This is a genomic window from Pseudomonas sp. MWU13-2100 (genome assembly GCF_023242365.1).
In the GTDB taxonomy this organism is placed as follows: Bacteria; Pseudomonadota; Gammaproteobacteria; order Pseudomonadales; family Pseudomonadaceae; genus Aquipseudomonas.
This window is the reverse complement of sequence record NZ_JALLIX010000039.1, coordinates 24651-37586: the sequence shown is the minus strand read 5'-3', so window position 1 is coordinate 37586 and position 12936 is coordinate 24651. Positions and strand designations below refer to the sequence as shown.

At 63.1% G+C, this 12936-nt stretch carries 10 protein-coding genes; 1 reads left to right on the top strand and 9 read right to left on the bottom strand.

Annotated features, from left to right (window positions below; genetic code table 11):
* Positions 1-99 precede the first annotated feature (99 nt).
* The 8 genes from M5B99_RS22950 to M5B99_RS22915 form a co-directional block, all read right to left on the bottom strand.
* Positions 100-975 carry a LysR substrate-binding domain-containing protein gene (locus M5B99_RS22950; RefSeq protein ID WP_248806183.1) on the bottom strand — a complete coding sequence of 292 codons (876 nt, stop codon included), beginning with the start codon at positions 973-975 and terminating at the stop codon, positions 100-102.
* Positions 976-1323: 348 nt separating this feature from the next.
* Positions 1324-2505 carry a hypothetical protein gene (locus M5B99_RS22945; RefSeq protein ID WP_248799340.1) on the bottom strand — a complete coding sequence of 394 codons (1182 nt, stop codon included), beginning with the start codon at positions 2503-2505 and terminating at the stop codon, positions 1324-1326.
* A 139-nt stretch (positions 2506-2644) separates the two neighbouring features.
* On the bottom strand, positions 2645-4285 hold the full coding sequence (locus M5B99_RS22940) for a dipeptide ABC transporter ATP-binding protein (protein WP_248806179.1): 1641 nt from the start codon (positions 4283-4285) through the stop codon (positions 2645-2647).
* Positions 4286-4287: 2 nt separating this feature from the next.
* Complete coding sequence (locus M5B99_RS22935; protein ID WP_152737538.1) at positions 4288-5124, bottom strand: ABC transporter permease; 837 nt, start codon at positions 5122-5124, stop codon at positions 4288-4290.
* Positions 5121-6074, bottom strand: a complete 954-nt coding sequence (locus M5B99_RS22930) for an ABC transporter permease (RefSeq protein ID WP_248806178.1) — start codon at positions 6072-6074, stop codon at positions 5121-5123. The genes M5B99_RS22935 and M5B99_RS22930 overlap by 4 nt, the downstream gene beginning before the upstream one ends.
* A gap of 73 nt (positions 6075-6147) precedes the next feature.
* Positions 6148-7782 (bottom strand): ABC transporter substrate-binding protein, encoded by a 1635-nt coding sequence (locus M5B99_RS22925; protein WP_248806175.1) that lies wholly within the window; start codon positions 7780-7782, stop codon positions 6148-6150.
* A gap of 335 nt (positions 7783-8117) precedes the next feature.
* Positions 8118-9344, bottom strand: coding sequence for a M24 family metallopeptidase (locus M5B99_RS22920; RefSeq protein ID WP_248806172.1), 1227 nt, complete (start codon positions 9342-9344; stop codon positions 8118-8120).
* A gap of 117 nt (positions 9345-9461) precedes the next feature.
* A complete protein-coding gene (locus M5B99_RS22915) occupies positions 9462-10343 on the bottom strand; it encodes a hypothetical protein (protein WP_248806170.1) in 882 nt (293 codons plus the stop codon).
* Positions 10344-10482: 139 nt separating this feature from the next.
* Between M5B99_RS22915 and M5B99_RS22910 the strand changes: the two genes are divergently transcribed.
* Complete coding sequence (locus M5B99_RS22910) at positions 10483-11394, top strand: LysR substrate-binding domain-containing protein (protein WP_248806164.1); 912 nt, start codon at positions 10483-10485, stop codon at positions 11392-11394.
* Here M5B99_RS22910 and M5B99_RS22905 read toward each other — a convergent pair.
* Positions 11335-12570 carry an MFS transporter gene (locus M5B99_RS22905; RefSeq protein ID WP_248806161.1) on the bottom strand — a complete coding sequence of 412 codons (1236 nt, stop codon included), beginning with the start codon at positions 12568-12570 and terminating at the stop codon, positions 11335-11337. The genes M5B99_RS22910 and M5B99_RS22905 overlap by 60 nt on opposite strands.
* Positions 12571-12936 lie beyond the last annotated feature (366 nt).

Genomic DNA, 12936 nt, shown 5'->3' with positions numbered 1-12936 from the left:
TCGTCTGCACATCAGGTGTTCGACCCGGCTCCGATGTGGGAGCGGTGCTTGTCGGATCGCCGCACCGCCGCGAAGGGGAACTCACAAACACTGAAAAACTCAGGGATTGCTCACCAGGCTCAACCACTCGGTAAACAGCCGCACTTTCGACAGTCCCTGCTTGTCGTTCGCCACATCCAGCCAATAGCCATACGGCCCGACCACCTCCACCGGGGTGATGGGCAGCAGGCTGCCATTGGCCAGCTCCCTGACGATCATCTGCCGATCGATCACCGCCAGCCCACCACCGGCCAGCGCGGTGTTGATCACCTGGTCCAATGTGCTGAATTCCAGTCCTTGCCGGGCATCGACATCCTCACGACCCATGGCCGCCAGCCAGTTTTCCCAGACCTTGAGACGCTTGCCGTCATGCAGGATATGCAGCAGGGGAGAGTGGCGCAGGTCCGGCGCCTCGCCGTGTTCGAACAACTCCGGGCTCGCCACGGCAATATGTCGCTCCATCACCAGCAGTTGGCTGCTGCAATGCGCCGCCGCCTCCAGGCCGAAACGGATCTGGCAGTCGACCTCGGCCAGGCTGTCATGACTGGCCTGGTTGGTTACGCTGAGGCTGATATCAGGGTAGCGCTGGCAGAACGCCCGCAGGTGCGCCGACAGCCAGCGGGTGGCCCAGGTCGGTGGCGCGAGGATACGCAGGCGCTGGCGCAGGTTGGGTACGCGCACGGCTTGCAGGGCGCGCTCGACATGGTCGAAGGCATCGCCCAACCGAGGGGCCAGGGCCGTTCCCGATTCGGTCAGCGACAAGCCCCGGGGCGTGCGCACGAACAGCGCGACGCCGAGATAATCCTCCAGTTGCTTGATCTGTCGGCTGACCGCGCCCTGGGTGACGTTCAGGGACGCGGCGGCCTGGCTGAAGCTGCGATGCCGGGCGACTTCCTCGAACACGCGGAGCATGTTCAGCGAGGGCAGTTGACGCATGAAATGGATACTCCGGGCCGGCTGGCACACACCTTGAAAACACCGTGTTGAAGCACGGGGTCGACCAGTGCGGAGTCGGTTTATTGTTGTTCTCGGAAGTGTTTTTTCTGTAGGGGATATCTGACTATCAGCGGGGGGACGATGCAAGCATTGCTTGACGGGAGTGAGTGAAAAAAAACGTCGGGAATGGAAAAAGGTGGGAGAGCCCAGGTGCTCTCCCACAAAGATGCGCAATGAAATGAGCAGGTGATATGTGGCAGCCGACTTGCTGGCGATGAAGGCTGAACAGACGGCGCAAGACTCACCGGCCTCATCGCTGGCAAGCCAGCTCCACATCAGGCAGAACAATCAGAAGTAATAACCGATGTTCACATACAACTGGTTTTTCCAGAGATCGGTACCACCGGCCGCGAGGCTCTGGGTATAGCTGCTGCCCCCGATGTAAGGATCGTTCTTGCCGATCAGCCATTCGGTGGCGACCCAGAATTTGCTCAGCGAAAACGAGGTGCCGAGGATCAGGCGCTGGGAGGTCTTGAAGTCGTCCGCCGATTTGTCGAACGCGCTGTAGTTGGCGTACAGCTTGATCCCGCTGATCTGGTCGAGCAGGTATTTGCCGTCGACGTCGTAGCTCAAGTCGGCGACGTAGAGGTTACCGCGGCTGGCGACGTTGAAGGTGCCGTCATAGCCACCGAAGGTCACCACCTCGTTGCTGCCGGGATTGCGTGGTGACATCTGCTGGCGCGCCGCCTGCAATTGCAGGCCCCACGGACCGTCCTTGCCCAGGTAGTGGATGGCCACGGCATTGCGCCGGCCGTCTTCGCGGGTGTCGCGGTTCTCCAGGGTCGAGGTCAGGCCCGAGATCCCCACCTCGGACTTCCAGTTACCCAGTTGCATGGCTTTGGCCAGGCGCACCACCGCGGTGTTGTGCTCCTGGTTGTTGCTGCCATCGGTCACATAGCTGTCGGCCCGGGAGACCACGCTGGAGTAGGTGTCGCCGTTGCTGGTGCCACGCCCTTGCAGGGCCGGGCGCAGGTAGAAGCCGGCTTGCAGGTTCCAGTCGCCGCTCTGCTGGATGTACTTGGCGCCGACCTGTTCCACGTCTTCCAGGCCGACCACGTTGCCCAGGGTTTCATAGAAGGTGCTGCCGAAGTAGGGTTGCAGGCCGAATGGAATCTGGTTAAGGCCGACCTGCACCTGCTGGTCCGGGTTGAATTTATAGCCGACCCAGGCGGTCTCGGCGAACTGCACCGCGCCGATGCGATCGGTGTACTGGTAGGGGTAGGAGCGTCCGTAGAAACGGTACTTGGCGGCGGCGATCCAGGTGTCGGAGTTGTACTTGGCGGTGATGAACGCGGTGTCGAAGTTGAACTTCTGGATATCGCGATCCGGCGCGTAGTCCCAGCGATAGCGGATGGCGCCGCCGATGTCCAGGTTGTCGGTGACCTGGATCGCCATCGCGGGCGTGGATAGGGCGCCCAACAGCGCCAGCGGGGTCAATGAGCGCAAGGCCCGGGTGGTGTTCAAGTTCATGGTCGCTCCGTCTCTTCTCTAGGTTTATTGTTGGCAACAGCCATCCCGGCCACGGCAAAAGCGCGGTCTGGATGAAAGGGGTAGGGCCCGCTACGACGAAGCTTGCGAACAGCCTCCAGGTGGTAGCGGGCCGCGTGGGTCAGGCGCCGGCGGCACTCAGGCCCGCTGCCGGTCCCGCCTGGGTTGGCGGTCGCACCGAAGCCCCGGGCGCGGCGGCCAGCAGGGTCTGGGTGTAGGCGTGCCGAGGTTGCAACAGCACCTGTTCGGCGCTGCCGTACTCGACCACTTCGCCCTGGCGCATCACCGCGATGTGATCGCTGATCTGCGCCGCCACGCGCAGGTCGTGGGTGATGAACAGGATGCTCAGGTTCAGTCGCTGCTGGAGTTCGGCGAGCAACTCCAGCACCTGTTTCTGCACCGAGACATCCAGTGCCGAAACGCTTTCATCGGCAATCAGGACCTGCGGGCGCATGGCCAGGGCGCGGGCGATACCGATGCGCTGGCGCTGGCCGCCGGAGAACTGCCTTGGCTTGCGTTTCAGCGCGTCGCGCTTGAGGCCGACCTGCTCCAGCAGGTCGCCGGCTTCGATCCACGCCTCCTTGGCCGACAGGCCGCGCAATTGCGCGGCGCGGGCGATGATGTCGCCGACCCGATGGCGCGGATTGAGCGAGCCGTAGGGGTCCTGGAAAATCATCTGGATCTGCCGCCGCCCCCGGGCCAGCGCCTCGCCCTTGAGCGCGAGGAAGTCGCTGTCGCCGAGCCAGACATGGCCGCTGTCGCTGTCCACCAGGCGGATCGCCGCCTTGACCAGGGTGCTCTTGCCCGAGCCGGACTCGCCGACAATCGCCAGGGTCTTGCCCCGTGGCAGTTGCAGCGAGACATCCTTGAGCGCGCAGACCTGGCGGCCTTCGACGTGGTAGGTCTTGTTCAGGTGTTCGATGCGCAGGGCGATCTCACCGTCGGCGCAGGGTGCATGCAGCTCCGGGTTCAGTGCCGGGACCGCGGCGATCAACTTGCGTGTGTAGGCGTGGCGGGGCGCCTGCAGGACCTGGTCGCGTTCGCCGATCTCCACCAGCCGGCCACCTTCCATCACCGCGATGCGGTCGGCGATTTCCGCCACCACGCCGAAATCATGGGTGATGAACAGGATGCCGTGCTGGCCGCGCCCACGCAGTTCGCGGATCAGCTTGAGGACCTGGGCCTGGGTGGTGACGTCCAGGGCGGTGGTCGGCTCGTCGGCGATCAGCAGGTCGGGGTTCATCGCCAGGGCCATGGCGATCACCACCCGCTGGCATTGGCCGCCGGAGAGTTGATGAGGAAAGCTGTGGGCGATCCGTGGCGGCTCCGGCAACTGGGTCGACTCGAGCAACGCGAGCATGCGTTCGCGGCGCTCGGCCGCGCCCATCCGCGGGGCGTGGATCTCGAAGATCTCCTCCACTTGCCGGCCGATACGGATCGCCGGATTGAGGGCCGCCATGGGCTCCTGGAAGATCATCGCGATGCGGTTGCCGCGCAGGCCGCGCAACTGCGCTTCAGGCATGTTGCAGATGTCCTCGCCGAGGAAATCGATCCGCCCTTCGCTGTGGCGCAGGCCCTTGGCGTAGTCGCCCATGATGGCGCCGGAGAGCACAGATTTGCCCGAGCCGGACTCGCCGATCACGCAGAGGATTTCACCCTTGCGCACGTCCAGGTCGATCTTCTCTACCGCATGGCGGCGGTCCGCGCCTGGCGGCAGTTCGATGGACAGCCCCTCGACGCGCAATACTTGTTGGCTGCTCATACTCAACTCCTTGTGCCTTTCTGGGCGTGTTCGTCCAGGCCGTCCGCCAGCAGGCTGAGGCCGAGCATCAGGGTGGAGATGGCAATGCACGGGAAGATCACCAGGTGCGGGAAGGCGATGGCCATGCTGCGGCCTTCGTTGATCATGCCGCCCCAGTCCGGGGTCGGCGGTGGCAGGCCGAGGCCGAGGAAGCCGAGGGCACCGATCATGATCGCGGTGTAGCCGATGCGCAGGCAGAAATCGACGATCAGCGGGCCGCCACAGTTCGGCAGGATTTCCACGGTCATGATCCGTAGCGCGCCTTCGCCCTGGGTGATGGCGCTGAGTACATAGTCGCGTGAACGCAGGTCCATGGTCAGGGCGCGCATGATCCGGAAGATCGCCGGGGCGCTGGTGAAGGTCACCGCGATCAGGATGTTCAGCGCCGAGGCGCCGAGGGCGATGATGATCACGATGTACAGCACCAGCACCGGGAACGACAGCACGGTGTCGGCGATATAGGACAGGACCGAGTCGACCCAGCCATTGAAGTAGCCGGCGCACAGGCCCATGGCGATGCCGAAGGCAAACGCGGTGAGGGTCGCCAGGGTCGACCAGAGCAGCACCGTGCGGGTGCCCCAGATCAGCCGCGAGAGAATATCGCGGCCCAGTACATCGGTGCCGAGCAGGAAGGTCTGGCCGCTGCCGTCGTCGCTGAACGGCGTCAGCAGCGGGGTGAAGCTTTCCAGCGGGTCATGGGGCGCCAGCCACGGGGCGAAGATCCCGAGGATCACCCAGCCGCCCACCAGGCACAGGCCCAGGGCCGCCAAGGGGTTCTTGAAAGCATGCAGAAGATTCATCGGGCACTCCCGCCGAGGCTGCGCAAGGTGATGCGCGGGTTGAGCCAGGTATAGGCCAGGTCGGAGAAGATCTTGGTCGCGCCGACCACCAGCGCGCTGATCATGGCGCAGGCCTCGATCAGGTAGACGTCATGGTTCAGGGAGGCGGTGTAGAGCAGCGAGCCGAAGCCCTTGTAGGCGAAGAACACCTCGACCACGATGACGTTGGACAGCAGCCACGGGATGTACAGCATGATCACCGTGATCGGCGCGATCAGCACATTGCGCAGCGCATGGCGCAGCACGATACGCGCCGTCGAGGCGCCCTTGAGGCGGGCGGTACGGATGTACGGCGCCTGCATCACTTCGACCATCGAGGCGCGGGTGATCCGCGCCAGGTAGCCGACGCCGAACAGGCACAGCACCATCAGCGGCATCGCCAGTTGCAGGGCGCTGAAACCGTCGCTCATGCTGCTTACGCCCGGCAGCCAGTTGAGCCAGAAGACGAAGATCGCCGAGACGAACACCGCACTGGCGAAGTCCGGGATCGAGGTGGTGACGATGGACAGGAACGACACCAGGCGGTCCAGCAGCGAACCCTGGCGAATCCCGGCCAGCACGCCGAGGGTCAGGGCCACGGGGACCATGATCAGCAAGGCGAGACCGGCGAGCATCAGGGTCTGTCCCAGGTTGGGCAGCAGCAGGTCCATCACCGGCTCGCGAAAGTGCACCGAGGTGCCCCAGTGGCCGCTGACGAAGTCCTTCAGCCAGATCAGGTAGCGCCACAGGAACGGCTGGTCGTAGCCGTGCTCGGTGAGCCAGGCGGCGCGTTGGTCGGCGGCGGAGTAGGGACCGAGGACGTTGATCGCGACGTCCTCGATGTTCAGCTCCAGGGCGAAAAAAACGATCAGTGACACCGACAATAAAGTCGCTGCCAGGGCCAGTAGCTTGCGCCACAGAAAATCAGCCATGTTTGCATGCTCCGGCTATACAGTTGCCGGCTCGCCGCACGGGGTGGGCGAGCTCATTGTTTCAGAGGTCGGATCAGGCGCTGAGCCAGGTTTCGTTCATCGGGTAGAAGTCCGATGGGTGGACCTGGAAGCCTTGGACCTTCTGTGACGTGGCGGTGAACTTGTCGGCCCAGAACGGCTGGATGATGACGCAGGCGTCCTGGAGGATCTGCTCCACACTTTGCATCGCCAGGGCGCGCTGTTTCGGATCGACGATGCCCATGGCCTTGTCCAGGGCGGCATCAAAGGCCGGGTCGTGGTAGTGGCTTTCGTTCCAGGCACCGCCGCCGCGGTAGGCCAATTCCAGGGACATCACCCCCAGCGGGCGATGGGCCCAGTAGGTGAGGCTGAAGGCGGCCTTGTCCCAGATCGGCCAGTACTGGGTGGCGGGAATCACCTTGAGGTTGATGCGGATGCCGGCTTCCAGGCAGTTCTGCTGGAGGATCTGCGCGGTGTCCTGCTCGTAGCGGCCCTGGGTGTTGCCGACGATCAGGTCGATGTCGATGCCCTTGGGGTGTCCGGCTTCGGCCAGCAGCGCCTTGGCCTGGGCCACGTCGCGGGCGCGCTTGGGCAGCGGGAAGTATTCCGGGTGCGACGGCGCCACATGGTGGTCCTCGCCCAGGGTGCCCATGCCGCGATAGGCGATCTTGAGCATTTGCGCGTTGTCGGCGCAGAGCGCCACGGCCTTGCGGATGCGCAGGTCGTCGAACGGCTTCTGGTCCACGGCCATGCGCATCACCACGGTCTGCGCCGATTTGCAGGTCAGCAGCTTGGCGTTGGGCAGGCGCTTGGCCAGGTCCAGTTCGGCCACGGTGACGCGGTACAGCACGTCGACTTGCCCGGCTTGCAGGGCGGCCAGTTGGGTGGACACGTCGGTGCCCATGTCGACATACCGCAGCTCATCCAGGTAGGCCGGCTTGCCCCAGTAGTCGGCGCGTTTGGCGAAGGTGGCTTGCTTGTTCACGGCGAACGAGGTGAGCGCGAAAGGACCGGTGCCGAGCGGGTTTTTCGACCAGTCGTCACCGGCCTTGAAGCTGCGATGGACGATGGCGCAGGTGAAGGCGTTGAGCATTTCCGGAATTGCCAGGATCGGCCGCTTGAGCACCAGCTTGAACTGGTAAGGCCCGAGTTTTTCGAATGAAGCGATGTCCTGGAACGCGGTGCGATTGACCGACTTGGACTCGGCGCCGGTCCAGCGTTGGAAGTTGTGTTCGACGTCGTCGGTGTTGAAAGCGTCGCCGTTGCTCCACTTGACGTCCTGGCGCAGGTTGAAGGTCCACTCCTTGAGGTCGTCCGAGGGCTTCCAGCTTTCGGCGAGGTAGGGATGAGTGATGTTCTGCGCATCGACCCAGGTCAGGTATTCCAGGCTGTTGCGCATCAGGTTCGAGGCTTCGATCCAGGTGATGAGCATCGGGTCCTGGATTTCCTGGATCGCGCAGGCAAAGCGCAGACTGCCGCCGCCGCGTGGGGTGGCGAGCTCGGCGGCCTGGGCCGAATCACCGAACAGCACCGGGCCGAGGAAGCTGCCGGCGCTGGCAGCGGTGATACCGAGCAGGGTGGCGGTGTGGAGGAATTGCCGGCGGCTGATCTGGCCGCGCTTGGCTTGGGTGCACAGGTCATCCACGGCTGGATGCGGCGCGGAGCCGTCCAGGGTAGTCAGGTCTTTCATGAGCCTCTCCGATACTGGGGCGTAAGTGCGTCTTTTGGGTGCCACTGCGAACAGAGGGTTGGCAGCTAGCGCTGGCGATCCAGGGCGGACCCGTGATCGGTCAGGCAAAACGTCGACGGCAGATCAAAGCGCGGAGCATTCAGGAGGCGGGACGTGGGATAGGACATGGTGCGGTTCTCGTGTTGTTTTTATTTGAGATGCTCGCAGTTTTGTCATCTGGCTGCGGATGAACAAACGATAAATTCAGCGTAGGAAAATTCCTAAAACGCACATTACTGATTGTCCGCCCGCGCCAGACACGCTCCTGGTGGTTTCACGAATCCATGCCGCAGGGTTCAACTCGGCAGCAGGCGCGGGTCGAACGGATAGTCCGAGAGCAGCTCGATACCGTGTTCGTGGATATAGATCTGCTCTTCGAGCTTGACCCCTTCGCCGCCTTCGTCGTGGCCGATGTAGCTTTCCACGCAAATGGTCATGCCCGCCTCGAAGACCCCGTCATAGCCCAGTGCATCGATGTCCTCGCGGTGCACCACGTAGGGGTATTCACCGGTCATGCCAACCCCGTGGGCCAGGGCGAAATAACGGTTGGCCTTGTAGTGGTCGGGGATTTTCCAGGCCAGCTCCGCATACTCCTTGAAGCTGCGTCCGGCCTTGAGCATTTCCATATTGGTCTGCACCTGCTCATAGGCCAGCTTGTACAACTCCTGCTGCTTGCGCGTGGCGGCCTGTTCACCGCAGAGAAAGGTCCGCGAGAAATCCGCGTAGTAGCCGAAACGACCGACCACATCGGTGTCCAGCGCCACCAGGTCGCCGGCTTCGATGGGTCGCGTGCTGCATTCCTGGAACCAGGGGTTGGTGCGCGGTCCGGAGGACAGCAGGCGGGTTTCCACGTAGTCGCCGTCGGTGGCGATCACATGCTGGTGCAGGTGCGACCAGAGTTGGTTTTCGCTGATGCCGGGCTGGAGTTTGCTTTCCATCAGCCTCACGCCGGCCTCGGTGGCGCGCAGGCTGGCGCGGATCATCTTCAGCTCGTTCGCTACCTTGATGCAGCGTGCGCGTTCCAGCGGTTCCTGGGCATCGAAGACCTGGTAGCCGAGCTTCTGCAACTCGAAGGCCGCCGCCGAGGTGGCGCTCTCGATGGCGATGCGCTTGCCGCCGCCGCATTGGCGTACCAGGTCGTCGATTTCGGCGGCCCAGTCGGCGGTGACATTGCTCAGGAAACTGTCGCAGAAGTAGTAGGAGATGGCCTTGGCCGGCCGTACTTCATCGACAGTGTTCAACGACTCGGCCAGGTGCAGGCAGCCACCGAATTCGAAGACCACCACCGGGCCTTCGGCGGGGATAAAGGCGTAGCGGGCCGGGTTGCGTGCCGAGTACACCTGCATGTTGCGCGAACCGGTGGCGTAGCGCATATGGGTCGGGTCGAACAGCACACAGGCGGCGTAGTCGCGCTTTTTCAGCTCGTTGCGCACCCGTTGCAGGCGGTCCAGCTGGATCTGCTGGATCTCGGCGTAGGTGGGTTCGCAGTCGGCGGGGTGGCGGTTGGGGCCGGAAAGACTCATGGGGTGTTCCTCGCTGATACCGGTCGGTGATGAAAATAGGTTCTTGTGAGCACTGAGGTGCTTTCTGGGCGTGGCGGCGTCTCGAAGGCGCAACGAAACCTGTAGGAGCCCGTGTGTTCAGTCGAGCAATTGGTCGCTGCGCACCCGGCTGCGTTCGGCTTGCAGATGGGCTTCGGAGAGCCGCCCGTAGAGCTGCTTGGTGCGTTCGGCGCGGCCAATGATTCCGGGCTTTTCCGAGTAGGCGAAGATCGCGGTATTGCGCTCGATTGCGCCTTCGACACGGGTCACCCGGTGCACCGAAAAGCGGCCCTTGAAGATCTGCAGGTCACCGGGATTGAGTTCCAGGTATTTCACCCGGCTGCGATCCTCGCCCCGTACCACCTGGCCCACCGCGCCGAGGTTTTCCGCCGTGCGCGAGCGGATCATCGGCGCGTACTCGAACAGGCCGCCGGCCTCGGGCTTCTGGGTCATCATGCTGACGATGAATTCGTTGGTGTCGAAGTGCCACGGCTGCTGGGTGCCCTCCGGCATCACGTTGATCACCAGGCCGGCAAAGGGGTCGGCGTATTCGAAAATCTCCGGTTCCCCCAGACAGGCGCCAATGAAACGTTTCATCATCGGCGAGACGTAGAGCCGGTGAATAATCGCGTCCGGGGCGATCATGTCGCGCGTCACGAAGCCGCTGGTGCGCTCCATGAAGGTGCGGCGCGGGTCTTCGGCCGGCAGCGAGGGATCGTCTTCGGTGAAGTAGGCGTTGACCTTGCGTACCGAATAAAACGTCTTGTCCGAGAGTGCCTGGCCTTCGAGGCGGGCCTGTTCCAGCACTTCGGGGCGCAGGAAGTTCTTCAGCAGGCAGCAACCGTCGACGGCCAGTTCGGCGCGGGCGTGATCGATCAGCGCCTGTAATTGGACATGGCCCGAATCATGAATGGGATAACGTTCGGTGTTGACGATATCGCAGATATCACCGACTTCGGCATCGGCAAGTTGAAGGCTCATTTCGGGCTCCTGAAGTTAACGATCATTGGTCGCCAGTGCAAGGTTCGAAGTTGTCTCGGCGTTGAATCGATAGTTGCTTAAAAACAGGAATAATAGAAATGATGAGTTACGATCGAATCCATCGGTGGGAGCGATAGTTATGTCAGGTCATCTGGACGGAACATTGCTCAAGGTGTTTGTCGCCATTATTGAATGCCAGGGGTTTTCGGCGGCGGCCGCGCGCCTGCATAAAACCCAGTCGACCATCAGCCAGAGCCTGCAACGGCTGGAAGAGGTGGTGGGCACGCCGTTGATCCACCGCACCAGCCGCAGTATCAGCCTGACCCCCAGCGGCGAGACCTTCCTGATCTATGCGCGGCGCATCCTCAAGCTGCACAACGAGGCGATCAACGCCGCCCATCTACCCAATGACCTCGCCTGCATCCATGTCGGGATGCCCGAGGATTACGCGCAATATTGCCTGGCCGCAGTCTTGCGCGATTTTCGCGAACACTTTCCCAAGGTCCGTCCGGACGTTTGCTGCGAAGCCTCGGTGGCCCTGGTCGGGCGCTTGCAGCGCGGTGAGTTGGACCTGGTACTCGGGGTGCAGCACGCCAACCTGCAGCCAGGTGAATTTCTCTGCGATGAGCCGCTGGTCTGGGTGACTGCAGATGCCCGTTCCTGGGCCGACGACCAGTCGCTGCCGCTGGCGGTCTATGCCGAAGGCTGTGCCTTTCGCGCCAATGCCATCGACGCCCTGGCCGAGGCTGGCCGTTCCTGGCATGTGGTTTACACCAGCCAGAGTCCGCGGGGGATCGGCGTGGCCATCGAGGGCGGTGAAACGGTCGGGGTGACCGCCCGCCGGCTGGTACCGGAAGGCTGGCGGATTCTGGATGAGCGGGACGGCTTCCCGGCCATCGAACCGGCTCGCTTGATGCTCTGGCGTTCGTCGGCCTGTCTGGAACCGGGGCTCGACGCGATGGTGGAGATGCTCGGGCGCCAGTTGCTTCGTTCAGATCGGTTTCTGGAGCAGCGGTCGACGGCGCTGGTGGCGAGCCATGACCTGCAGTAACAGCAGGCTGGCGAGGACCCAGCCGGCGATCCAGGCATGGATGATGGCGAACGAGCCGCCGGCTTGCAGCAACAAACCGTTGGCCCAGTTCGCGCTGGCGCTGCCCAGGCCGTAGCCGACCATGCTCAGGCTGACCACTTGCAGGCTTTGCACCGGTGTCAGGCGAGCACTGAGATAGGCGGCCATCAGCCCCCAGACTGGAAAGTAGAACAGCGCGAACAGCCCGGCGGCCAGCCAGATCAGCAGCAGACCGGGGTGCAGCAGCAGGCCGAGCATGGCCAGGCCGAAGGCACCGATGCTGATAGCCATCACCCGCAACGCCCCCCAGCGGTCAGCCAGTGATCCCAACGACATCCCGCCCAATGCGCCACAGGCGCCGATCAAGGTCCAGAGCGAGCCGGTGACCTGCGGGCCGGCGTCCAGGCGTTCAGTGACGAAGGCCGAGAGGAAATTGAGGAACGGGCCGCTGATGCTGCCGATAAAGCCACTGAGCAGCAGGATATGCAGGGCGACGGGTTGCTCCACGCATAAGCGCAGCCACTGTCGGAGCACCCGACCCAATGAGGTGCCCGCCGTGGCGCGGGTGTCCGGCTGGCGGCCGAGGGGCGCCAGGGCCCAGAGGGTCAGCAGGGTGACGATCGATGTGAGCCCGGCGCAGATCAGCCAGAAAGCGCCCAGGGAAATACCCTGGAGCACGGCGATCAGGATGCCGTTCAGGCAGATGGCGAAGGCCGCCCCGGAGGAGGCCAGGCCCAGCACTCGGCTGCGGTGGGACGCGGGAATCACTTCGCCGGCCAGGGCGGCAATCGCGTTCCAGTTGGACACCGCGCAGGCCGAAACCAGCGCCAGGCAGAGGGCGAAGGGCAGGGCCCAGGGCGTGGCGACCGCCAGCGCCAGCAACGCCGGGCTGAGCAGCATGGTCAGGCGCACCATGTTCAGGGGGCTGATCCAGGCAGCGGCGATCCCGCTGGCAATCGAGGCGCCCATATAGAAGAGTTGCAGCAACGCGGCAATTGAGGCCGCCTGGCTGTAACTCAGGGAGAAGTGCTGGCGGATCTCGGGTAACAAGGCGGAATAAAGGAAGACACTGAAACCGTGGGTGCTGGCGTTGCAGCAGGTAAATATAAAGGCGAGCAGGCCGAGAGTTCTTGTTGGCGTGTTTTTAATCACTGTCATTGCGTGGCCTGGAAAAGTAAGTTATCGGAAAGAGGTGCTGCACAATGGGGCGAAAGTGGCTGTGGCGCCCAATGTAAGTGCGTGGAAATTTTTCATTTAAAGTTACAGGGCAGGGTAGCGTTTATAAGTTGAAAAGAACCAGTGCTGAATACTCATGAGGGGTGTGCGAAATACGCGTGCTATTTATCTTGCAGCGACGGTTTTCTTACAAAAGCGACATTTGATCGCAACCTGCTTCGTCGCTGATCTTGAGAGCACAACGGAACCTGTGGAAGCCTGGCTTGCCAGCGAAGCTTTTAGCGATCTTGAGGGCCCCTTCGCTGGCTCGCCAGGCTCCCACAGGATGTGTGTCGTGCTCTGGATCTG

Excerpts from the sequence above, each read along its gene's own strand:
- M5B99_RS22950 (WP_248806183.1), bottom strand. The coding sequence starts at position 975 with ATGCGTCAACTGCCCTCGCTGAACATGCTCCGCGTGTTCGAGGAAGTC.
- M5B99_RS22945 (WP_248799340.1), bottom strand. The coding sequence starts at position 2,505 with ATGAACTTGAACACCACCCGGGCCTTGCGCTCATTGACCCCGCTGGCG.
- M5B99_RS22940 (WP_248806179.1), bottom strand. The coding sequence starts at position 4,285 with ATGAGCAGCCAACAAGTATTGCGCGTCGAGGGGCTGTCCATCGAACTG.
- M5B99_RS22935 (WP_152737538.1), bottom strand. The coding sequence starts at position 5,124 with ATGAATCTTCTGCATGCTTTCAAGAACCCCTTGGCGGCCCTGGGCCTG.
- M5B99_RS22930 (WP_248806178.1), bottom strand. The coding sequence starts at position 6,074 with ATGGCTGATTTTCTGTGGCGCAAGCTACTGGCCCTGGCAGCGACTTTA.
- M5B99_RS22925 (WP_248806175.1), bottom strand. The coding sequence starts at position 7,782 with ATGAAAGACCTGACTACCCTGGACGGCTCCGCGCCGCATCCAGCCGTG.
- M5B99_RS22920 (WP_248806172.1), bottom strand. The coding sequence starts at position 9,344 with ATGAGTCTTTCCGGCCCCAACCGCCACCCCGCCGACTGCGAACCCACC.
- M5B99_RS22915 (WP_248806170.1), bottom strand. The coding sequence starts at position 10,343 with ATGAGCCTTCAACTTGCCGATGCCGAAGTCGGTGATATCTGCGATATC.
- M5B99_RS22910 (WP_248806164.1), top strand. The coding sequence starts at position 10,483 with ATGTCAGGTCATCTGGACGGAACATTGCTCAAGGTGTTTGTCGCCATT.
- M5B99_RS22905 (WP_248806161.1), bottom strand. The coding sequence starts at position 12,570 with ATGACAGTGATTAAAAACACGCCAACAAGAACTCTCGGCCTGCTCGCC.